The sequence below is a fragment of the Ignatzschineria sp. 22MB058224 genome (assembly GCF_058188435.1).
The window spans coordinates 478,573-501,438 of record NZ_CP187366.1 but is presented as its reverse complement, the minus strand read 5'-3'; the positions used below and the strand labels follow the sequence as shown (position 1 = coordinate 501,438).

Sequence of the window (22,866 nt, the reverse complement as noted above, 5' to 3'; positions counted from 1 at the left end):
TTTTTAGTGAAGTATCCTATCAATTTATCTAGATTCGTTTAGACATTCTAAAGCGTCTCACTTTTTTAGGAGCTTCACCATCTTCGTAATACTCTATGGTAAATCCTGTTAATGCATACGCAATCGCAATTAAGGGACTTAAAAGACATAAAAATGTGTAAGGAACATAATCAAATGTTGCAACACCGAGTGTTGTTGCCATGAAAGCACCGCAGGTATTCCATGGTATTAGTGGTGATGTCATTGTACCTGCATCTTCTAATGTTCTAGACAACACTTTTCCTTTAATACCACGTTTACGGTACTCTTCGGCATACATACGCCCCGGTATAATAATCGACATATACTGATCACACCCCACAATATTTCCGGTAATACAGGTTACAACAGTGGTAATAATCAAACTTCTCGTTGTCTGTGCTAATTTTACAATACTAAAAACAATTGTTTGAAAAATACCGGTAAACTCTAAAATACCACCAAAACACATTGCAATAATTACTAATGAAACCGTTGCAAATACAGAGACAATTCCCCCATTATTAAGCAACTCATTAAGCGTTTCGTTTTGAACATGAATTGAATAACCATCATACAACGCTGTTAGAACCATACTTGGTTCTGCACCTTGCACAAATATCGCACATAGGACGCCTAAAATTGACCCGATCATTAATCCTGGAAATGCCGGAATACGAAAAATCATCACGATAATAATCGATGCTGGAACAAGAAGTAACCAAGGTGAAATGACAAATATATCTTTAAGATCTTGCTGTAATGAAAAGTTACTCGCTTCGGTATTTGTTAAATCTGCGGTTACGGTCATTCCTAAAATCGTAAAGAGTATTAAAGAAATAACTAATGCTGGAATAGTGGTATAGAGCATATAACGAATATGTTCAAAGAGATCAACACCTACAATTCCCGGAGCTAAATTTGTCGACTCTGAAAGCGGAGAGATCTTATCTCCAAAATAAGCACCAGAAATAACCGCACCTGCAACCATTGGTGCAGGAATTCCTAACCCAAAACCAATCCCCATAATTGCAATCCCAATTGTTCCGGCAGCGGTCCAAGCATTCCCTGAAGCAATGGAGATAATACAACAAATAGCGCAAGCGGCGACTAAGAAATATTCAGGTGCTAGCAGATTTAACCCATAATAGATCAATGTTGGGACAATTCCTCCAGCGATCCAAGAAGCAATAATTGTCCCGATCACAATCAAAATAACGATGGCTTGTAATGCTAAGCGGACAGCATCGAGCATTCCTGTTTCAATCGCTTTCCATTTAAATCCGAGCCTCATCGCTACTAAAATTGCAACACAGACACTTAAAAGAAGTGGAATATGTGGGCTTACGCCCCAAAAAAAAATACCAACTACTAACGCAAACATCATAAAAACAATTGGAATTAAAGCTTCGATAATGGTTGGCATTCTTGTTGAACTTGCTTCAACGGGAGATACTTCAATAGTCATACTTATATATTTTCCTCACAAGGTTAATAAGAGGAGAAAATCTATTTCGCTTCTTCTACTAAACGTTATTTCATAAAATATTCAGAAAGCAAAATAGCGCCCATTAACGTCAATATGTAGCAACAATGGAATGTGGCGGCCTACTTACGCATTATTAAAAACAGGAACCCAAAGAGATACGGTGCAGTAAGTTATATGAGTGATAAGAACTATTAGATCATCATGTTGCATGCGAGAAGTCTAGCATACTTCAAAATAAAATCCCTTTTTTTTGTGATTGAAAATAATACAGAAAAATAATTGGAGAGTGAGTTTTTCAGATTGCAGAGCATCTGCTTCATGATAAGATTAGAGAGATTTTGCTAAAAAAATTTTTAGGTTTTTAATGAAAATATCAAGCAATTACTAAAAGGCTTCGTAAAAGCTCACTCTGCTTTTGCGCCGACAATTTTATAGATAAATGAAGGTTTAAAATGAATAGTGAAAAAACACCATCGGTAGTCGGTGGCGCTATGATTGCTGCTGGTACAATGATTGGTGCAGGAATGTTGAGTTTACCTATTGCGTCCGCTGGGATGTGGATTGGTTGGACAGTAGTTATTATGATTATGACTGTCTTTTTTATGTATATTGCTGCCGAACAAATTTTAGAGGTAAATCTTAACTACCGACCAGGGGCAAGCTTTGACACTTTAGTCAAAGATAATCTCGGAACACCTTGGCGTTTTGTTAATGGTTTCTCCATCGCTTTCGTTCTATATATTTTACTCTATGCATATGTGGTTGGATCTGGCTCAGTCATCAGTAACACGCTTACGACAAACTTTAATATTTCACTACCACGTTATCAATCTTCATTCCTTTTCGCGTTACTCTTTACTGCAATTGTTTGGTGGAGTACACGTGCGGTCGATCGAATTTCGACTATTTTAATGATCGGCATGTTTTTAACTCTCTTTGCAGCAGTCACAGGATTACTCGGCCAAATTAATATCTCTTATCTCATACAACCGAGCGGTGAACATAAATTTGCAATCTACGCTTTTGCGAGCCTCCCATTCTTCTTAACATCCTTCTGCTTTCATGCAAGTGTGCCGAGCTTTGTAAAATATTATGGGATTGAAGGTAGGAAAATTCGTAAAGCCATCCTATGGGGCATGATTATTACATTCTTCTTCTATCTCTGCTGGATGATTGCAATTATGGGTAGTATCGACAGGGTAAACTTTCTTTCTGTCGGCAGCGATGAAGTTGCTTGGTTACTTACACAAGTTAATGCATCTCAATTTGCCGATCTGTCGCTTCGTTTCTTCGCATTTTTTGCCGTTGTCACCTCTTTCTTAGGAGCGGGACTAGGGTTGTTTGATTATATTGCTGATCTTTTTAAAATAAGTGATACCCCCAAAGGACGTTTAGGCACTGCATTGATTACATTCCTTCCGCCAACAGTGCTTGGTATGATCTTTCCTAATGGATTTGTACTAGCCATTGGATTTGCAGGATTATTTGCAGCTATTTGGTCTGTAATAGTTCCCGCAGCAATGGTTATAAGCTTTCGCAATCGTCATAAAAAACGTGATCAATCGGTATTTAAAGCATTTGGTGGTAAAGCCATGCCAATCATTATCATTATTTATGGAGTCATCGCAATTATCTCTCATCTTCTCGTTGAGGTTTTTCATGTAAATACATTAAGTTTTTTTAAATAAAATTAGTCATTAAACCACATTACTCAGAGGATCTTCCCGCACTAGGAAGATCCTTTTTTATTCCCGCTTTTCACTGTTTAATCCCATAAAAATAAATTTACGTTCTATTCTTACTCTTCCTTCCTGTCTTATCAGACTTTAGAGTAATACAATTATGAATTTTTCATTTTATATACATACTTTTCTCAAAAATATTCATTCACTCATTCTTAGAATACTCATTTTATCTACTATTAGCATTCAACCATTTTCAGCAATGCCTCTTCAGCATGGAATATCATTGACTGAGAGCGAATTAAAAGCTCTTCCAATCAATGAATATTTTGTGAGTGAAAAACTTGATGGCATACGTGGATATTGGAATGGAAAAGAGCTTCTTTCAAGACAAGGTTACCCTATCAGTACTCCGAAGTGGTTTACTGAAAATTTAGGGGAAGAACCGCTCGATGGGGAGATCTGGCTTGGGAGAGCAACATTTCAAACTATCTCGAGTCTTATTAGTAATAATGATCCTGACCACCCTCTTTGGAAAAATGTCACTTATAATATTTTCGATATGCCGGCGCTTAAAACACCATTCATAGAACGAATTGATTATATGGCAGAATATATCGCAAGAAAATCACATAAAAACCCACATCTAAAGATGATTCCTCAACAAAAAATAGATAACTATGGCGCACTTAAGAAAAAACTATTAACGACGGTACGTCAAAACGGTGAAGGATTAATGCTTCATCATAGGAACTCATTCTATAAACCTTATCAACGTAATCAGGATTTAATCAAATTAAAAGTGATTGATGAAGGCTGTGCCATTATCACGGGCTATAATAAAGGCAAAGGAAAATATAAAAATTTACTCGGATCATTCCGCGTAAAAACTATTATCAAAAATAAGACTGTATTTTTTAATGTCGGGTCAGGTCTTACCGATGATGTACGAAAAAATCCACCTAAAATTGGCAGTGCTATCCGTTACTTACATAATGGATTAACAAATAATAACGTCCCACGATTTCCCCGTTTAAAAGCCATCAATGTGGATAGTTGTCGCTTTGATTGAGTATTCTCAGCAATCGATTTTTTATTTTATAAACAAATAGATATCCATAAAATATATTTTGTGTAAAAAATATATCCATAACACATATTTTGTTATAATAACAAAGTGTTTAATCTGAAAAGATTTAAGAAAGGACAAAATATGAAAAAAGTGATTATCGCAGGATTAGCTGTAATTGCATTAGCCGCTTGTACCAATACAGGTGTTTACTCTGGTGATGTCTATCGTGGTAACCAAGCGAAAACAGTACAATCAGTCTCTTATGGGACTATAATTAGTGTACGCCCTGTTACAATTCAAGCTGAAGACTCACCAGTAGGTGCAATTTCTGGTGCTGTACTCGGCGGAGTTGCAGGTAATGCTGTCGGTGGTGGCCATGGACGCGATATTGCAACGGCGATTGGTGCAATCTTTGGAGGTATTGCTGGTAACAAAATTGAACAGCAAGTCAATAAAGTCAACGCAGTTGAGCTCGATATTAAAACAGATAGTGGCCAATCAATTGCTGTTGTACAAAAACAAGACGTATCTGTATTTTCACCTGGTCAGCGCGTTCGTATGACTGGTGGTGGTCGTAGTATTAACGTCTCACCTCTATAAATACCCTATTATAAAAAATCAAACTATGAAAAACGGCTCAAAGTTAGTGATCTCTTTGAGCCATTTTATATGCCTATATACCCCTTTTCCTATTATTTCAATTACCGAATATTGGCATGTTGTAATTCATTGAGTAATTGAGTGATATTCTCTTGTACAGCGCGATTACGAGCAGCAACGGCTCTATTACTACCAAAATATGAATGCGTTAAGTTAACATCAGCTTCTGAAGTAACCACTTTTGTAAATAAGGTTCGTCCGGTCGTATTATCAATTAAATTATACTTCACTGTCATTGTTGTCGGGAATGTTAGTCCTACACTTAATTGACTAAATCGTGTTACTGTTGCTTCTAAGCTGACGCTTTTAGAAGCTGTTTGAGAAAAAACACCCGATTCTTTAAATGTTTTTTCTAAAGCATCAATAAATCGCCCTTCAAATGATGATTCATAACTACTCCCCTTAGTTCCAAAAAAGAATGGTTCACTACCACGATCCTCAGGCGCTAAAACAACCTTCACATCCCCAAAAGTATAAGGAATTTGCTTATATTGAGTTACTTCTGCAAGATTTATAGATGGAATATATTCCATTCTTGGCTCTGAAGCACAACCCGCAATTAATAGAACTGTCGCGGTGGCTAATAGTAACTTTTTCATAATTTCTCCAATTTTTTTAAAAAAATAGTCAGTTTAATAGATGGCAATTTAAACAATTATTTATTCATTCAATAAACCTGCATTGAGCTTATAACATGGCTCACATAAAATATTTTTCTGCAAACATATCGCTCATGATTCATCACATTAAATACTTAATAAGCAGATTAAAGTAGTATAAATCAATTACTCAAGATATATTTATTTATATTTTTTACCAAAAAATTACTTAAATTTAATGAAAACTAACAAGCCTATTTTCGAAATAAATTATTCCCCATAGTTTAAACACATATCGCCAGCTTTGATCCAGCCAATTTTATAGAACCAGAATGCAATTAAATAGCTAATTAAAGCTGGAAGTAACAGATGGCACAAAAAAACAGCGGCAACCGTTGAGAAATTAAATCCCATCGATTCAAAAGCCATAAATTGTCCAACAAACCCACTCGTTCCCATTCCGGCTCCGGCAGCGTTATTGGTCATATGAAATAACAAAATACCAATCGGTGCTACAATTATTCCAGCCATTGTCGGCGGTAATAAAATTAATGGATTTTTAATAATATTCGCAATTTGAAGCATTGATGTCCCAATTCCTTGAGCCAAAAAACCACCAAAGCCATTTTCACGATAGCTACTTGTTGCAAAACCAATCATTTGAGCACTACAACCAATGACGGCAGCACCTGCGGCTAATCCATCGAGCCCGAGCATAAAAGAGAGCGCGGCACTAGAGATAGGTGCGGTTAGTGCTAACCCCATGATAGTCGCAACAATAATACTCATTATAAAGGGTCGTTGTTCTGTTGCCCAATTAATCAATTGACCCAATCCTTGCATCAAATCACTAATAGGAATCCCAATCCATTTAGCGACCCAATAACCAACAAAAAAAGTTACAAATGGAACAATAATAATATCAATCCGGGTGAGCTTATAGACCAATTTTGCAATCTCAACCGCAAATATAACTGATACATACGCGCCAGCTGGCCCACCTAAGTGATTACCAAACGCTCCCACAAACACAGCTGAAAAGAGAATTAAGGGAGGTGCTTTAAGACTAGAAGCGATCGCCACTCCAATTGCTGCGCCGACAATTTTCGAATCCATTGCAAAGCTGCCAAGTTCAACAAAAAAATCAATATGAAGTTGTTGGCCTAAGGTTTTAACAATTAATCCCATTAATAGAGATGAAAATAATCCCAATGCCATGAAGCCAAGTGCATCTATAAAATAGATTTTTGGTGATAAACTCACCCCTTTTTTTGCTAAAAATTCCCGTATTACTGCCATATTATTTTTCACTCAATGAGTGATTCCTCCTTTTAGTTAAATTAACTATTCTATTATTTTAGTAAAATTTTATAGTTTTGATCGAACATAGGTGCTCTTTATCATGGCAGATAATTACAGCAAAACGAAATATATTCATTTCATTCCTCCTGCTCTTTTTACAGACTACATTTCTATTACAAATAATTCTTTACAAATTTTCTGATAATTCTATTTGTCGTGCTCTGAAAGTACAACACTAAACCCGTTAAATTTTAAATTAATATACTAATAAGGAACCTCCTATGAATTTATTACCCGGTATGAATGAAGTTTGCAACGAAATGATCGAGGTTCGTCGCTATCTACATCAGTATCCGGAAATTGGTTTTCAGGAGTTTAATACAAGTAATTTAGTTGCTGAGAAGCTCACGCAATGGGGCTATGAAGTTTATCGAGGATTTGGAGAAACAGGTTTAGTCGCAAAACTATCAAACGGTGAGGGGCCAACTATTGGACTCCGTGCAGATATGGATGCCCTACCGATTCAAGAAGAAAATGATTTCGCACATAAAAGCCAAGTTCCCGGATTAATGCATGCATGTGGGCACGATGGCCACACTTCTACTTTACTTGCAGCAGCAAAGTATCTTGCAGAAAATCCTAACTTTAAAGGGACTGTTCATCTCTTTTTCCAACCTGCTGAAGAAGGTTTAGGCGGTGCACAAGCAATGATTGAATCTGGTGCGCTTACACAATTTCCCTGTGATTCAATGTTCGGTTTTCATAATATGCCCGGCTTTCCTGCCGGCCACTTTGGCTTTCATTCGGGTGCTGCAATGGCTTCTTCCGATCGAGTAACTGTCACCATTCAAGGCAACGGTGGTCATGGAGCAATGCCCCATCTTTCTGTGGATCCTGTTGTAATTGCATCTTCTATTGTTCTCAACCTTCAAACAATTGTCTCTCGCAATGTTAACCCACTTCATATGACTGTGATTTCTGTGGGTTCCATTCATGCAGGAACAACATTTAATGTCATTCCTGATACAGCAACAATGCAACTTTCAATTCGAACTCTTGACCCACAAACCCAAGATTTAGTAGAAAAACGTGTAAGACAATTAATAACGCAACAGGCGGAAAGCTTCGGTGCTAAAGCAAAAATTGATTATAACCGCAGTTATCCTGTATTGATGAATCAAGAAAAAGAGACTCTTTTTGCTAAGCAAGTTGCACAAAAAATCTATGGTGATTCTCAAATTATTGAAAACTTTCCCCCAATGACAGCAAGTGAGGATTTTTCATTCTTTGCAAATGCCTGTCCTTCCAGCTATCTCTTTGTGGGAAATGGTCTAGAAGGAACACATGGTTGCTCAGTCCATAACCCTAAATATGACTTTAACGATGATATTTTACCCATCGTTGCTAATTATTGGGTGCAATTAGTTTATGCTTTCTGCCCTCAATAACTTTTTAACTTTGCAGTAACAACCCCACCCATTAAATTTTTGTACCGTACATTCCGTATGGAACGTACACGGAGGATTGATTGTGATTACAGTATCGAAAACAGATAGCCGGCGCGAAAGGATTAAAAATATTGCCGGCATTACTATGGGAAATGCCATTGAGTTTTATGACTTTGGCATTTATACCGTATTTGTTGTTTTAATCGGGAAGTTATATTTCCCTGGTGAAAGCGAATTTGCCCAATCACTATTAGCATTTGCATCAATTGGTGTCGGCTTTATTACTCGCCCCTTAGGTGCAGTTTGCATTGGTCTTTATGCTGATAAATACGGTCGTAAACCAGCGCTTCTCTTAACCCTTTTCTTAATGGGTTTAGGAACACTTATATTCGTCTTTACCCCAACCTACCAATCAATAGGAATTGCCGCACCAATCTTAATTATCACCGCCCGTTTAATTCAAGGATTCTCATTAGGGGGGGAGCTTGGTTCGTCAACAGCAATGCTAATGGAGTATGCGGATGATCATAATCGTGCATTTTATGGTAGCTGGCAGATGTTCAGCCAAAATTTCAACAAGTTACTCGCATCGCTAATCGGTGGTATCTTAGGCTTAGTGCTTTCTGAAAGTGCTCTAGAAATGTGGGGCTGGCGAGTTGCATTTGCACTCGGTTTAATCATTATTCCTATTGCTCTCTATATCCGCCGAAATCTTCCCGAAACAAAAGAAGAAAATAAAGACAAAGATGCTGAAAAGGCGATCTTAAAAGAACTTTTCCAAGATTATTGGAAAACACTGATCGCGGGTGTCTTAATTATCATAGGGATCACAGCATCAACTTATATCATTGCCTATTACATGGCAAATTATGCCGCAACACAATTAAAGATCGACTTTAAATATACGGTTTGGGCCGTCACTGTTTCGGGAATTGTGCAAGTCATACTTTCACCTTTCTACGGGATTTTAACGGATAAAATCGGCCGCAAACGTATGATTTTCTGGACACGCATGGGAATCGTCCTCTTTATCTACCCCGCCTTTGTCTTAATCAACAAATATCCTGAGCCTTATATGCTTTATATTGTTGTAGGTATCTTAGCCTTCTTCTTAGCTGGAAATGGAATTGCGAGTATTGTGCTCTGTGCTGAGATTTTCCCAAGCCGTATTCGCGCAACAGGTTTATCAATTTCTTATAGCTTTACAGTCATGATTTTTGGTGGTTTTGCCCAAGCATTTGTAACTATCTTAATTAAATGGACAGAAAATCCTATCTCTCCGGCATTTTATGTTATTGCAACTGGTTTAGTGAGCTTAATTGCATTGCTGTTAGTAAAAGAGACCGCCGGTAAACCCTTAGAATAATGATAGAAATTCTACCTCCATCACATACCTATAAAGCGCTTCTTCGGAAGCGCTTTTTATTAAATTGATTATTAACATTTTCAGTACAACGACATGCCATCAGAAAGGTACATCACAAGAAAATGATAATCTCTGACCCGTAGTAGGATGTGAAAATGAAAGAAAGCTTGCGTGAAGTGCTAATCGATCACGCTGATGGTATGCATTTCCTGAGGCATAAAAGCGATCTCCGAGAATTACATGACCAATAGAGAGCAAATGCACCCGAAGTTGATGCGAACGCCCCGTAACTGGCTCAAGACTTACTCGCGTAAACCGTTTTTCATAATCCCGAAATAATACTCGATAGAGCGTTTTAGCAGATTTACCATATTCAAAAGAGACCATCTGTTTAGGACGATTAGGCCAATCACAAATGAGTGGGAGATCAATAAACCCACCATCTTCACTCATAATCCCATCAACATCGGCAATATAGTTTTTATGAGTTTCTCGTTCTCGAAATTGACGCTTCAGTTCTCGTTCTGCTTCTTTTGTCAGAGCAATTACTAAAATGCCGCTTGTAGACATATCTAAACGATGCACAGTTTCCGCTTCAGGAAATTCCCATTGAACTCGAGAGATCACACTATCACGGAGCTCTGCTCCTTTCCCCGGTACAGAGAGCAATTCAGCTGGTTTATTCACAACCATAATTTGATCATCTTGAAACAAAATGTTTAACCACGGGATTGTCGGCGGATTGTAGTAAAATTCCATTGTATCCTTACTTCCGACGAACGGAATAATGCAAAGTTTCTGGGATATTTTGTGAGCGTCCATTTGTTTGTGTAAGAATCTTTTTCACAAGAAGATTGCTATTGCCCTCTCTAACGGAATATTCTTTTTTATCTTTCTCAATTAATAGTCGATATTCAGTGCCTTTTTTATAATCAAATCCTTCGATATTGCCAAAAAAATAGCGCCACTGATTATCAAAACCATCTGGATTGTCGCTATTTTTGCGTTTGATGAGGTAACATTTTTGAGGAACTTTATTAATACAATCAACACGTTCTGATGCTACGATAATTTCAGTACCATAATTATGAAAATCACTTATAGTACAACCTAACAGGACAAAAATCAGTAGCCCAATGAAGGAGACATAACGAAGTAAAAGCGTAAATGGCATACAAATCCTATAAATCGTTCGCGAAACCCGTATTATAAATTGGAAGCGATTTTTCTTCGACCTTTAAATAAGTGTGAGGTAGCGTATATGTATAAATTGGTATTTTTTGTCCCTGATTCACATCTAGAAGCAGTAAAAGAAGCAATATTTAATGCAGGCGGTGGGAAAATAGACAACTACTCTCACTGTGCTTGGCAAATATTGGGTGAAGGTCAATTTAAACCATTATCAGGTTCTGTCCCCTACTCTGGTGAAATTGATACACTTAAGAAAGTTCCCGAATGGCGTGTGGAACTCGTTGTGGAAGATGCACGTATTCACTCCGCAATTCGTGCGATGAAAGCAATACATCCTTACGAAGTCCCCGCGTATGATGTGATTCGCTTAGAAGATCTCTAAATCAAAGAGATAATTTTTAAGCTAAAGGTAGCGCAGAAAGTAGCGATTTCCCCAAATTCCAACGCTATTTAGCAACAAACAAGCCATTAAGAAATATCCTAATGGCTTTATTCTAAGATTATCGAATATTAAAAAGCGGCACTAATTAGCATCGAGCTTTGCTTTCTCTTCTAAAACATGCGTCAACCAATGTGAAGAGATAATATCGGGTAGACGATTTTGACTCGTTCTTGCCGTTAAGTTATCTAAATCTACATTTTTAAGGGGTTGATCTTGCTGAGAGCAGGTGAATACTGCTTTAGTACGTTTTTTCGTGACCGGATCTATCTGCCATTGTAAACATTGACCACAAACCCCTTTCATCATACACTGCATCGGGCTACCAATAGTACCGAGTACTTCTAGATCCTCTTTAAAGCGATCATAGAGTTTCCCACCTTCTGATAACTCATTTTGGAAACCTTTCAGCATTCCCGTAGAACCCATTGCCATTAAGCGATCTACATCCTTCATGGGTACAATTCCTTGATCATCCAAGTCTTGGATGAGTTTAATCACATCCCACTCAACAACTGAATGATCTTGTGGACGACGTGCTTCTATCGGATCACCCTTCCCAACCGCCCAGATAATTTGATCCGCACCTTCTTCAAGTGCATCCATCTGATCTACATCGTTCTTCGAACCCATCGCCGCTAGATAAATCACTTTATTACCGGCACTGCGAAGCGCAAAACCGATATCAAGCATAACTGCCGCTCCCCATTTACCGGCAACAACCAAAATTGTTTTGCCTGTTGGTAAATCCGTTGGCGCACCTGTTGGACCCGCCAATACAACTTTATCACCGGCTTTTAAAGCAGGAATTAAACGTTGTCCAGTTCCCCATTGGAACACTAACAGACGAATTGCATCGTCTGTCGAACCCGTCCCAGATACCGTTAATAACGGGATTTGTAAACGTGTACCTGCAACAATTTCACTTCCCGTTTCAAATGTCTGCATTCTAAAGAATTGACCAGGCTTAAAATTATGAGCCGCCATTGGTGCTTTCACCCATACTTCACACACTGTTGGATTCGAACTATCGATTGATTGAATCGTTGCAGTTAACCCTGATGCCATTGTTTCTGATAATTCATCATTCGCTAGCGTATTTTCTGGAAGACGGTTAAGTGCTTGCATAATAATACGCGATGATTTTTTTGCACTGGCTATTGCTTTTACTACGTTACCATTGAATACCGGATGTGTATCACCGATATAAGAGACACGTTTCTCACCACGACGATAAGATGTGAAAGGTGCAAATGGCTCTTTATTATTCGTCCCCCAATTAAAGGGCACCAAGTTTCCATCAATATCATATCCTTGGAAATGATGCTTCTCCTCAATCTCAAGTGAACCTGGATACTCTGTACCATAAATTGTATTTGGAGATGTTCCGGCAGCAACAAGTACAGCTCGTGCAGGAACAGTAACGTCTGTTTCACCAGATTTTGTAAAACGAATCGCTTTGACATGACCATATTGATCGAGTTCAACCCCTAACGGATTGAGTTCTTCTCCAAAATGTATACCTTCTTCAAAGGCTTTCGTAACCTCTTCATGATTAAGCGTATACGCAGGAGATTCTTGCATTTTTCGGCGATACGCAATCATTACACCGCCCCATTTTTGAATTAATGGATTAAAGTCAGGTTCAACCCCTGCTTCCTTTGCACGCTCACGTTCTGCACGGACTTCTCGTCCATGCGTTAAGAACTCCGTTAAAGTTTCATTATCTTCTGGCGAAAGATTTTCACGAATTTTATCTTCACCCAAAATTTCAACACGATGAAGTGCTTTTTCAACCTGTTTAACATAATAAGCCTGTACTTCTGTCGCAGTATCGATCGCAGTTAATCCACCACCAATAACCACTGCAGGAAGACGGACCTGTAAGTTCGCAATAGAACTATCTTTTGCAGCACCAGTCAACTGCATCGCCATTAAGAAATCCGAAGCTTGCTTCATCCCTTTAGCTAGTGAATTATCTATGTTTAATACGCGAGGCAAACCAGCACCAACAGCTAGTGACACATGATCAAATCCTAGATCAAAAGCATCATCTAACGTTATTGTACCGCCTAAACGAACCCCACCATAAATTTCAACATTCGTACGACGAGCAAGTGTTAAATAAATTAATTTAAGGAAGTTTTTATCCCAACGGACCGTAATACCATATTCCGCAACACCACCAAAGCCGGCAAGAATACGATTACCAAGATTTTCTTCAAGTTTCGACCAAGATTCAATCGGCTCTGTTAAAAGCTCTTTTGCTAATGGTTCAATTTTAAGACCATCAATTCCCACAACATGGCAACCTTGTTGCGAAAGATAATGAGCCATTGTAAAGCCAGCAGGCCCCATTCCGGCAACTAATACTTTCCGGCCATTCTCTTTTGCCGGAAGAAAATCACTCTGTTTCAATGGATTCCAACGCGCTAGCAGATTATAGATTTCAACACCATAAGGAAGATTTAATACAGTCGTTAAAACGCCAGTCTCGATTTGTGGAATATTCACCGGCTCTGCTCTCTGATAGATACACGATTTCATGCAGTCATTACAGATACGATGTCCTGTTGCCGGTACCATTGGGTTTTCAACCATTGTAATAGCTAAAGAGCCAATTGAGAGACCAAGCTTCTCAAGCCGCTGCATCTCTGAGATCATCTCATCGAGCGGACAGCCTGTTAAGGTTTCATTGAAGGGATTTTTACGAAAACCTTGCGCGGGATCCCCTTTCTTAACAGGGAAACCGGTGCTACAAAAATCACCATCATGATCATGGCAATATTTACAATATGCAATTTCACTTGCAATATCATAACGATTCATGCGCTTATCAGTTAGCGCAAAACCATCTCGTTTACGCAGGGGATTTGTCCCGATTTTTACTGGAATACCTTGGAATGTGCTCTCTTGAGTCCCAACCAAATTATCAAAATCTAAACGAGCAGGGAATTTAAAAGTAATCCAACCTTTTACACGTGCTTGACCAACCGAATCTGATTCAGCAAGTGATCCCCATTGATAGATCTTTTCGATAGCATCAGGATTCTTTTCAGCATCTAAATTTAAAGCGTACGCTGCAATTTTAAATTCAAGATCAGGATCCGAATCGTCTGTTTTAATCATTTGCAAAAGTTCAGTATGATGAGTAACAAAATCACCTTCAATTGCTTGACGATAACGACGCGCACCTCGCTGAATAAATTGCTCTTTAAATTGCATCAAACACTCGTAGCGGTTCGCGCGCTCTATCAGCGCTTCGGTCTGTGCTTCCAGCCCAAATAATTTAGCAATAAAAGCATTAAGATGCTTACCTAGCTGGATCTGAAACTCCGACTCTTCAATTGCCGTAAATGAGGTCTCACCTCTACGCCATTGCAGAAGTGTTTTCAGTACATCTTCCGGGAGAAACTGCTGAAAAAGAGTATCTACTTCGACCAATCCATCACGGGATTGAAGATCTTGGAAATCTAAGCCATACTGCTGCAAAGTCGCATCTAATGCCATAAAAGTATTCCTTTAATACGTCCACATAAATTAAATTATATTTATTATAACGTGATTTTTTTATAAAAGCGGAAGTTAGATCAATTGCCAAGCCATATTGGTAACTGTTTATTCATTATCCAATTCAGAAAATAGAAAACCTCGACGATAAAGTGCTGCTTTTAGTTTTATTGACGCTTTATTACCAATTTTACGAAGTGCTATTTTCCGAGATTTCTCCCAATCAATTTCGTTAAATGCTAAATCTACATATTGAATCGGAATTTGGTGTTGAGCAGTTAATTCATAGCGTACTTTGATCGGTCCATATCCTAAATCTGCGCGATTCTTTGCATAACTATACGCAAAACGTTCCAAACTTAAATATCGCTTCTCATAGAGCCATTCAATAATTTCATCCAACAACCATGGTGTACATTCTCTTTGGGTAAGTTTTTGACGAAGCTCTATTTCACTGTGTTCTCGGCGCACCAAAAAATTCATGGCACGTTCCCGCCAATAACGTCGTAAACGTTCAAGAGTTTCTTTATCATAAGAATTATTTGGATCTATATTGTTGCAGAAATCACTCATCACTATCCCGCCCATGAAGTTTTCCATAACGATTTTTATAACGATCAACCTCAGCCTTTAATGATGAGAGTAAATGGCTCACTTGATCATTTTCTTGGGCTTGTATTGGTAATGCTTTCATCCCCCAAAATTTCTCAGTGTTCAAGTTTTCTCGATATTTCTCCGCTTTTGATTTCATTGGTACTGATTTAATTTCCATCAATAACTCAAGCTCTTTCTCTAGAGATCGATCATTAGGGTTTTCTGGCATCACTACAATTCTAAAAGGAGGAATTTTCCACTTTTTCTTAGAAATTTTATTTAGATGATTTTCTAATGATCGATGAATCTCTTTCTGATAAAAATTAAATGCCGCACCATATTCTGAAATCGGCGTTCCAATTACCCAATAACGTTTTCCAATCGTTGCAATAAATAATTTCCCTTTTAATTTTGGCGGAAGGAAAAATTGAAACCATGGTTCGATATAAGAGAGCTGAAGAGAACGCTTCAAATAAATTGTGAGTTTTTGGTAAGTATTAAGCGGTGATCTTTTACGGGACATCTGACCAATTTCTCGTTGCACATTCCGAAGTTTTGTGCGAGCAATCGTCATTTCATCTAGTTTTTTACGAGGAACAATCTGATCATCCCAAGGGTTTAGTTCATTGTCTTTCATAGCATTATTATACTAAAATCTCCTCATATATATCTATTGCATGCAACATCCATTAAAAGCATGTTACACTTGCAAAATATCCACTCTAGTGTAACAAAAATTTCTAAATTAAAATCATGGAATACGTTATGATAGTGGCAATTTATATAAATTCCTTTACTTTTTTTTATAGGAGCTCCCTGACATGCATCTCGCTGCTCGATTCGGGCGTTATCTACCCCTTATAGCTGCTCTAGCTTTCACGATTTTTGGGATATTTTTCGCACATCATACAACCACAATGTGGGTATTGACAGCAATTACTGCAATTCTATCGATCATTGGGATCGTGGATATGTCACAAAATACCTATGCTGTTCGTAAGAACTATCCTATTATCGGAAATCTCCGATATCTATTAAAACATTTTCGTTCAGAAATTCGTCAATACTTTATCGAATCTGACAATGATGCGGTACCTTTTACCCATGCGGAGCGGAGCCTTGTATACGCCCGTGCTAAGAATATCTTTCAAGACTCTGTTCAAGCATTTGGAACACTTCAAAACACTTACGAGCCTGGATATCAGTTCGTAACACACTCTATGGCGACTGTGCCAGCAGGTGATCCAAATACATTTCGTGTAACAATTGGCGGTGATGACTGTCTTCATCCTTATTCAGCTTCTATCCTCAATATTTCAGCGATGAGTTTCGGTGCCTTAAGTGCTCGAGCGATTGAATCACTAAATGGTGGGGCTAAGATGGGGAACTTTGCGCACGATACAGGAGAAGGTGGCATTAGTCCTTATCATCGTAAACATGGTGGTGATCTTATTTGGGAACTCGGCAGTGGATACTTTGGGTGCCGTACAGATGATGGTCATTTTGATCCTGAAAAATTTAAACTTCAAGCAGCTGATCCACAAATTAAAATGATTGAGATAAAACTCAGTCAAGGCGCAAAGCCAGGACATGGTGGCGTTCTTCCAAAAGATAAAATTAGTGAAGAAATTGCCGAGACTCGTGGTGTACCAAGAGATCGGGATTGTATTTCTCCATCAAACCATAGCGCTTTCTCAACACCTATTGAGCTACTGGAATTTATCAAACAACTACGTGATTTAAGTGGTGGAAAACCGGTCGGATTTAAACTCTGTATTGGTCATCCTTGGGAATTTATGGCAATTGCAAAAGCAATGCTATTAACCAATATTCTTCCTGATTTTATCGTTGTAGATGGAAAAGAGGGCGGAACTGGTTCTGCACCGATTGAGTTTGCGGATCATATTGGTACACCGCTGCAAGAAGGATTACTATTTGTTCATAATGTCCTTGTTGGTACAGGACTCCGTAAAAAAATTCGTATCGGTGCAAGTGGAAAAATTATTACTGCGTTCGATATCACTCGTACATTGGCTATCGGTGCGGACTGGGTGAACTCAGCACGTGGATTTATGTTCGCACTTGGCTGTATTCAATCTCGCAGCTGCCATACAAATAACTGCCCAACAGGAATCGCAACTCAAGACCCCATTCGTCAAAAAGCATTAGTTGTTAGTGATAAGATGGAGCGTGTTAAAAACTTTCACCATAATACCCTTCATGCACTTGCAGAAATTCTCTCTTCAGCGGGTGTATCTCATCCATCGAAATTACTACCACAACATTTGGTAATGCGTTCATCTGAAAATGAGATTCGCCTGTTCTCAAATATGCATTTCTATCTTCCTGAAGGCGCTCTACTTGGCGAAGAGATCGAAAGTAACTATTATTCGAGCATATGGAATATTGCACAAGCAGAGTCATTCCAACCAAGGGTGGTTGTGCCAAAAGTATAATTGAATAATGATAGGCTAAATAAAAAGGAGCGATACAGGCTCCTTTTTTACACCTCACAGAAACACGATTAAACTAAAAAATAGCGAATACCAACTATACTTATAGTATGTATATAACTAACGCCTACCTCACTGGTATTTTCACTTCTTAATTATTGATTTGAACTTCATCGAGTTTTTCACCTGATAGTTTAAAAGTATAAATTCAATTTAACTCAAACAATAAGCTAGCGGTCATTGCTAAAACGATTTTGAACCCTCTTAAAAATCACGAGTATAGTTGATATTAATACTTTCACCTTCACTCATAAATGCAGTATTTACATTGAAGTATTTTAAAAATTGGTAGCGTAATATAGCAAAAGTACTTTCGCCTTCATCAATTCCTACACCAACACCCACATAGAAACTATTAGCAAATCTCTTACCAATACCGATACCAATATGCCCATTCGGTGTTTCCATAAAACCTAAGTCAGTGAGTCCAACTTTATTTGCAAGGCTTGTTTCAGAGTTTGAAACAGGTTCTCCCATTGCAATTTTCCGTACCATATTCAGAAGCATCAAATTTTCTGGAGCAGATCCTAAGTTTGGTCCTCTGCCTAAAAAAAGATAAGAGACTATTTCAATGTCTGTCATATTTGGCGAAGAGTATAACTCAATTTTAGGTGATTCAACGCTCCCTAAAACTTTGACCCCTACTTGCAGTTCCCGTCCTTCAATTTCATTAATAAATTGACGCGATGCCTGAATATCAAGTGCTGGATTTGTAATAGATGCACCAGAAAATTGAATCTTTCCTCGATCTAAATTAAGTACTTGCCCATAAATATCAAATTGCCCTTCACCAACATTTATAACACCAAGCCCTCTGATTGCTGGATTTCCATAATCCGTTAATATCTTTAAACCACCGTTGAGATGAGCTTTTAAACCTTGCGCCCCGACTAAAATATCATCACCAAGTATCACGTTAAGGTTCATCACTAAGCTTTCCATAAAACTCTGTGCACGTTCTCGCTCGCGTCCTCCACCAACAATTACTGTGTCATCAGATACTGTAACAACTGATCCACCTGATCCCATAGAAGAATGGATGTACTTAAGCTTAGGGACACGTACTGTGCCTGTGAGATCAAATCGTTGCTGTTTAGGGGCTGGATGTGTGCCTTTAAAGGTAACATTTGGTGAAATCGTGACTTGAATATCCTCACTATCGGCTAGAACTAGGTTTGTTCCCTCTGCTCTTAGCTCTGTATTAAAATTAGCTATATTATAGTAACCATTAATATTCAATGATCCCTCGGCAGTTCCTACATTCCCCTTAATAAAGAATTCTGGCGTGCCCTCTTTAAGATCAACATCAAGATTAATATCTTTTAACCGACTGTTTAAGGAGGCAATATAAAGATGACCATCCTTAATAGAAAAATTTGCAGCCATATTAGGATGCGTGATGGGACCATTAACTTTACTTTTTAAAGTAACCTCCCCTCCCAAATCTTGTAATGCAGGAATTAATGGAGAGAGCCAATCGAAGCTTGGAATATAAGCACTTACATTTGCATCAACAATATTTTCTTTAAAAAGATCTGTTAAACTCCCTTTTCCATCTGCTTGTAAATATTTACCCCAATCAATATCTAAATTACTAGTTACACCACTTGGTAGCGCATGAACTTCTAACATCGTTTTATCCAATGGTACTAACACTTCCCGGCCTTGGAATCGATAACGGATGTCTCCTTTTGATAAAGATACATTCACAACACCTACAAAATCATCTTGTGTTGTAAATTGTCCGGCAATCGTTGCATTTGCTTTAGTATTTACCAACAAATCTGGTGGTAAAAATTCCGAAATTAAGGATGATGGCAAATTATTCACCGTCACAACAGCAGTATTAATTCCCTCAGGAGAACGACCTCCTTCTGCACAGACTGCTATATAGCCCTGCTGATAACAGGCGGAACTCAGTGTAAATTGTTGCTCTTTTGCACGGAAATAGAAATATGCAGGTTTATTTAACTTGTAATCGCCACCGACCAATGAGGAACTGATCACTGAATTTTGTAAATACAATGTAAATGTTGGATCTTCTAAAATATCTTTTAATGCTGCAATACCATCAGATTGTATCGTGCCAAATCCACTATCTAAGTTGAATGTGAATTTATGTTCTTCTGCTCGACCTTTTACCCGATATTCAATCGAGTTTATCAACTTTTCTGTGTTATATTGTGGCAAAAAGCGAATGGGTTGATTTTCAGCATAAAAAATCTCTTCATCAATCATTCCATCTTTTTCTCGGACATTGACTCTTTGCACTGTTGTTGCATCGACATCAATATTTTCTGGGATAATTTCACGTTCTAGGTCTTTAACAACAAGATCAAAATCAAATTCTTCTGTCAGACGCCCATCTAAATGAATACCAAATTGGGACAAATAGAATGTATCAAAACGAAACTTATTGAGCTCAAGAGCAATATTTGCATCATAAGTCTCTTGTTGATTACCTTTTAAGGTTAAAGACTCAACTTTTGCACCGAAGGCATCAACGTTTTCCACATCAATATCTGCAACGAGTTGTGGCCCCATGATATTGCCTTTAACCATTAAATCTCCCAGGATAGAACCCCGTATTGCCGGATGAAATTCTGATAAATAAGGTACATTCATTTTTAATGTTAGATCTACATCTAATGGTTCTTTCATCGACCATTCACTATCAAGCATTATTTGGTTACTTAAATTTTTAACATGCAGATAACTTTTAATAGTATTAAGATCAGTAATGGTGTTATCAAACTTTAGCAATATTGGATCATTTAGCATATTTGCCCAATCCACTCGTCCATTAGTCGTTAAATCAAAGCGTTGAAGAATACCTTTCACTTCTGTATTCACTGCAAGATTCAGTTCATTCCCATTAATAAATGCTTCTTGAGCGTAGATTGCTAAATTCAAATCAAAATTTTCAGTTGGAGTATCGACATCACCATTTAAGGCAATAACGAATGGTGCATCAATATTCTCCCCCACTAATGTCTGTAAATTACCAATTAAATTCTCAATAGAGAGATGATTATCTACGAGCGCTGCTCCTTCCAACGATATATCATTCATCGCCAGATAAAAATCATCAATTCTCAATGTAGAGTCTTCAATATCAATTTTATCAATTGCGGCATTGATCGGAATATTGAGATCTTTTAACTTAAACGGCTCAGAAACCGACGTTTCTTCTTTCTCTGTTGGGATGATAGGAGTAAAATCTAAATCTCCCCCCTTGAGTGTTAACTCATTTACTTGAACTTCCTTATAAAAAAGCGATGCATAATCCCATGAGAGTTTAAGTTCAGAAAGACTCAAAGGTTTGTAATTCGGCAAATTAAGTGTAATACCCGTCAACTCAAACTCACGACCTAATCGTCCTTCAGCACTTTCTATTGAAACATAATGGCTTGCGTAACGATTAGCAAGGTTGACGAGTGTTTTCAAGCCTGGCTGAGTATCCACTAAAAAGTAGATCGTTGTTACTAGAAAAATAAGAATGATAAAAATAGTACTTAAGAAATGCGTAAAAATTCGCCCAACAAGAGAACGACGTTTACGTTTTTTCTGTGATTTCTCGGGCAGTACTGTGTCAGATGACGCATTCTCTTCTGATTCGTTAACTGATTCACTTGTGCATGTATCCTCAGCTTTTTCTGACAATTGGGTGCCTGATGCAATTTTCGAATTGACATGATTATTCTTCACAGTTTCTTCACTTGCAGGCGCTGTTTCAGTTTTTTGTTCCTTTATTTCAGAAGGCTGAACATCATGTTTTTTCGTCATCTTTACCCTTTAGAATATTTAACAGGCAGTTATTTTATTATAATTTAGATAGTAGAAAAACCTCTAAACAATCATTTATTGTTGATTTAAATAGGATTATTAATATCTAAAAATTCAACACTTAAATGATGCTCATTTTGTAGCCATTCACCTAAAGCTTTAACACCACAACGCTCTGTCGCATGATGCCCTGCCGCAACGAAATGAATCCCCAGCTCCCTGGCAATATAGATAGTTCTTTCAGAAACTTCCCCAGTAATAAATGCATCAAACCCTGCAAGAGCGGCTGCCTCTAGATAATCTTGGGCGGCACCACTACACCAAGCGATCTTACGAATAATCTTAGGGCCGGATGCTTCCACAAATGGTTCTCTCAACAATGTTTGCTCAATCATTTTTGCAAAAGAGACAACATCCATTTCATGCGGTAATTCACCCGTTAAAACAAGCGGAATTGATTCACTTAATTCTGTAATATTTTGAATATTCCACATTTTTCCAAGCTGAACATTATTTCCTAGTTCTGAATGCAGATCGAGCGGCAAATGATATGCATAGAGATTAATGCCTGCTTCAATCAATCTACGAATCCGTTGGTACTTCATGCCTCGAATCAAAGGCGATTCGTTCTTCCAAAAATAGCCATGATGAACTAAAAGTGCATCAACCTCTGCATCAATTGCTTGTTCAATTAGTTCTAAACTTGCCGTGACTCCAGTCATAACGCGGCGGACTACTTCTTTTCCTTCAATTTGTAGCCCGTTCGGCACATAATCTTTAATAGATGCACTCGCTAATTTTTCATTAAGAATTTTTTCTAGCTCAAAATTATTCATATACTATTTGCTCATTAGGATGATTTTATGACCTGAATTTTCAGACAATAGAACTACTAAGCAAACGTATTTGACAAATAGACACTATTATCTGACCTGTTTTTTTTAGTCTTACCATTTATTATACCTGATTAGTCATATTATGGGCGTCATTATCAATTCAACAACTAAAATTAACCTAAAATAACAAAAACAAGTCAACATTCTTCATAAAAACACAACTACTATACTTCTCTTCACAAATTAAAATAGTGATGTGCTTGATTCTCACAATTTTATAATAGAGCTAACATGCTGATTTTTTATAAAAATTAAATGAGAATGATTATCACTAATATTGATTAAAAAAATAAATCGCTGA

General features: G+C 37.8%; 17 protein-coding genes. 7 read left to right on the top strand and 10 right to left on the bottom strand.

Annotated elements, in window-relative coordinates:
* Positions 1–28: 28 nt before the first annotated feature.
* Complete coding sequence (gene nhaC / locus ACPF7B_RS01920) at positions 29–1,486, bottom strand: Na+/H+ antiporter NhaC (protein ID WP_490505953.1); 1,458 nt, start codon at positions 1,484–1,486, stop codon at positions 29–31.
* Positions 1,487–1,959: 473 nt separating this feature from the next.
* On the opposite strand from nhaC, the gene ACPF7B_RS01915 reads away from it, so the two are divergent.
* The 3 genes from ACPF7B_RS01915 (at position 1,960) to ACPF7B_RS01905 (ending at position 4,861) form a co-directional block, all read left to right on the top strand.
* Complete coding sequence (locus ACPF7B_RS01915) at positions 1,960–3,195, top strand: aromatic amino acid transport family protein (RefSeq protein ID WP_490505952.1); 1,236 nt, start codon at positions 1,960–1,962, stop codon at positions 3,193–3,195.
* A gap of 154 nt (positions 3,196–3,349) precedes the next feature.
* Complete coding sequence (locus tag ACPF7B_RS01910) at positions 3,350–4,261, top strand: DNA ligase (protein WP_490505951.1); 912 nt, start codon at positions 3,350–3,352, stop codon at positions 4,259–4,261.
* A 141-nt stretch (positions 4,262–4,402) separates the two neighbouring features.
* The gene (locus ACPF7B_RS01905; RefSeq protein ID WP_490505950.1) at positions 4,403–4,861 is read left to right on the top strand and encodes an outer membrane lipoprotein; all 459 of its coding nucleotides are present in this window, start codon (positions 4,403–4,405) and stop codon (positions 4,859–4,861) included.
* A 101-nt stretch (positions 4,862–4,962) separates the two neighbouring features.
* Here the strand turns inward: ACPF7B_RS01905 and ACPF7B_RS01900 are convergent, their stop codons facing one another.
* Positions 4,963–5,520 carry a hypothetical protein gene (locus ACPF7B_RS01900; RefSeq protein ID WP_490505949.1) on the bottom strand — a complete coding sequence of 186 codons (558 nt, stop codon included), beginning with the start codon at positions 5,518–5,520 and terminating at the stop codon, positions 4,963–4,965.
* A gap of 270 nt (positions 5,521–5,790) precedes the next feature.
* Positions 5,791–6,810, bottom strand: coding sequence for a PTS sugar transporter subunit IIC (locus ACPF7B_RS01895; RefSeq protein WP_490506481.1), 1,020 nt, complete (start codon positions 6,808–6,810; stop codon positions 5,791–5,793).
* A gap of 293 nt (positions 6,811–7,103) precedes the next feature.
* On the opposite strand from ACPF7B_RS01895, the gene ACPF7B_RS01890 reads away from it, so the two are divergent.
* Together ACPF7B_RS01890 and ACPF7B_RS01885 are read left to right on the top strand one after the other, a co-directional pair.
* Entirely contained in the window at positions 7,104–8,270 is a 1,167-nt protein-coding gene (locus ACPF7B_RS01890; RefSeq protein ID WP_490505948.1) for a M20 aminoacylase family protein, read from the top strand.
* An 82-nt stretch (positions 8,271–8,352) separates the two neighbouring features.
* Positions 8,353–9,636, top strand: a complete 1,284-nt coding sequence (locus ACPF7B_RS01885) for an MFS transporter (protein WP_490505947.1) — start codon at positions 8,353–8,355, stop codon at positions 9,634–9,636.
* A 99-nt stretch (positions 9,637–9,735) separates the two neighbouring features.
* Here ACPF7B_RS01885 and rluA read toward each other — a convergent pair whose 3' ends face one another.
* Positions 9,736–10,395: a bifunctional tRNA pseudouridine(32) synthase/23S rRNA pseudouridine(746) synthase RluA gene (gene rluA / locus ACPF7B_RS01880; RefSeq protein ID WP_490505946.1), complete on the bottom strand. Its 660-nt coding sequence runs from the start codon at positions 10,393–10,395 to the stop codon at positions 9,736–9,738.
* A 7-nt stretch (positions 10,396–10,402) separates the two neighbouring features.
* Positions 10,403–10,810: a DUF4377 domain-containing protein gene (locus ACPF7B_RS01875; RefSeq protein ID WP_490505945.1), complete on the bottom strand. Its 408-nt coding sequence runs from the start codon at positions 10,808–10,810 to the stop codon at positions 10,403–10,405.
* Positions 10,811–10,897: 87 nt separating this feature from the next.
* Here ACPF7B_RS01875 and ACPF7B_RS01870 point away from each other — a divergent pair, with 87 nt between their 5' ends.
* Positions 10,898–11,209 carry an NGG1p interacting factor NIF3 gene (locus ACPF7B_RS01870; RefSeq protein WP_490505944.1) on the top strand — a complete coding sequence of 104 codons (312 nt, stop codon included), beginning with the start codon at positions 10,898–10,900 and terminating at the stop codon, positions 11,207–11,209.
* Between the two features lie 141 nt (positions 11,210–11,350).
* Here ACPF7B_RS01870 and ACPF7B_RS01865 read toward each other — a convergent pair whose 3' ends face one another.
* From ACPF7B_RS01865 to ACPF7B_RS01855, 3 genes are all read right to left on the bottom strand, one after another.
* The gene (locus ACPF7B_RS01865; RefSeq protein ID WP_490505943.1) at positions 11,351–14,776 is read right to left on the bottom strand and encodes an FAD-dependent oxidoreductase; all 3,426 of its coding nucleotides are present in this window, start codon (positions 14,774–14,776) and stop codon (positions 11,351–11,353) included.
* 108 nt (positions 14,777–14,884) lie between these two features.
* Positions 14,885–15,364 carry a regulatory protein RecX gene (locus tag ACPF7B_RS01860; RefSeq protein ID WP_490505942.1) on the bottom strand — a complete coding sequence of 160 codons (480 nt, stop codon included), beginning with the start codon at positions 15,362–15,364 and terminating at the stop codon, positions 14,885–14,887.
* Positions 15,342–16,007, bottom strand: a complete 666-nt coding sequence (locus ACPF7B_RS01855; RefSeq protein ID WP_490505941.1) for a hypothetical protein — start codon at positions 16,005–16,007, stop codon at positions 15,342–15,344. The genes ACPF7B_RS01860 and ACPF7B_RS01855 overlap by 23 nt, the downstream gene beginning before the upstream one ends.
* Positions 16,008–16,191: 184 nt before the next feature.
* Between ACPF7B_RS01855 and ACPF7B_RS01850 the strand changes: the two genes are divergently transcribed.
* On the top strand, positions 16,192–17,826 hold the full coding sequence (locus ACPF7B_RS01850; RefSeq protein ID WP_490505940.1) for an FMN-binding glutamate synthase family protein: 1,635 nt from the start codon (positions 16,192–16,194) through the stop codon (positions 17,824–17,826).
* Between the two features lie 261 nt (positions 17,827–18,087).
* Here ACPF7B_RS01850 and ACPF7B_RS01845 read toward each other — a convergent pair whose 3' ends face one another.
* Together ACPF7B_RS01845 and ACPF7B_RS01840 are read right to left on the bottom strand one after the other, a co-directional pair.
* Positions 18,088–21,669: a translocation/assembly module TamB domain-containing protein gene (locus ACPF7B_RS01845; RefSeq protein WP_490505939.1), complete on the bottom strand. Its 3,582-nt coding sequence runs from the start codon at positions 21,667–21,669 to the stop codon at positions 18,088–18,090.
* A gap of 86 nt (positions 21,670–21,755) precedes the next feature.
* Complete coding sequence (locus ACPF7B_RS01840) at positions 21,756–22,505, bottom strand: Nif3-like dinuclear metal center hexameric protein (RefSeq protein WP_490505938.1); 750 nt, start codon at positions 22,503–22,505, stop codon at positions 21,756–21,758.
* Positions 22,506–22,866: the final 361 nt, after the last annotated feature.

Bases quoted from the DNA above. Each gene is read 5' to 3' on its own strand.
- ACPF7B_RS01850 (WP_490505940.1), top strand. From the start codon at position 16,192: ATGCATCTCGCTGCTCGATTCGGGCGTTATCTACCCCTTATAGCTGCT.
- ACPF7B_RS01845 (WP_490505939.1), bottom strand. From the start codon at position 21,669: ATGACGAAAAAACATGATGTTCAGCCTTCTGAAATAAAGGAACAAAAA.
- ACPF7B_RS01900 (WP_490505949.1), bottom strand. From the start codon at position 5,520: ATGAAAAAGTTACTATTAGCCACCGCGACAGTTCTATTAATTGCGGGT.
- ACPF7B_RS01840 (WP_490505938.1), bottom strand. From the start codon at position 22,505: ATGAATAATTTTGAGCTAGAAAAAATTCTTAATGAAAAATTAGCGAGT.
- ACPF7B_RS01870 (WP_490505944.1), top strand. From the start codon at position 10,898: ATGTATAAATTGGTATTTTTTGTCCCTGATTCACATCTAGAAGCAGTA.
- ACPF7B_RS01865 (WP_490505943.1), bottom strand. From the start codon at position 14,776: ATGGCATTAGATGCGACTTTGCAGCAGTATGGCTTAGATTTCCAAGAT.
- ACPF7B_RS01855 (WP_490505941.1), bottom strand. From the start codon at position 16,007: ATGAAAGACAATGAACTAAACCCTTGGGATGATCAGATTGTTCCTCGT.
- ACPF7B_RS01905 (WP_490505950.1), top strand. From the start codon at position 4,403: ATGAAAAAAGTGATTATCGCAGGATTAGCTGTAATTGCATTAGCCGCT.
- ACPF7B_RS01860 (WP_490505942.1), bottom strand. From the start codon at position 15,364: ATGGGCGGGATAGTGATGAGTGATTTCTGCAACAATATAGATCCAAAT.
- nhaC (WP_490505953.1), bottom strand. From the start codon at position 1,486: ATGACTATTGAAGTATCTCCCGTTGAAGCAAGTTCAACAAGAATGCCA.
- ACPF7B_RS01910 (WP_490505951.1), top strand. From the start codon at position 3,350: ATGAATTTTTCATTTTATATACATACTTTTCTCAAAAATATTCATTCA.
- ACPF7B_RS01890 (WP_490505948.1), top strand. From the start codon at position 7,104: ATGAATTTATTACCCGGTATGAATGAAGTTTGCAACGAAATGATCGAG.
- rluA (WP_490505946.1), bottom strand. From the start codon at position 10,395: ATGGAATTTTACTACAATCCGCCGACAATCCCGTGGTTAAACATTTTG.
- ACPF7B_RS01875 (WP_490505945.1), bottom strand. From the start codon at position 10,810: ATGCCATTTACGCTTTTACTTCGTTATGTCTCCTTCATTGGGCTACTG.
- ACPF7B_RS01915 (WP_490505952.1), top strand. From the start codon at position 1,960: ATGAATAGTGAAAAAACACCATCGGTAGTCGGTGGCGCTATGATTGCT.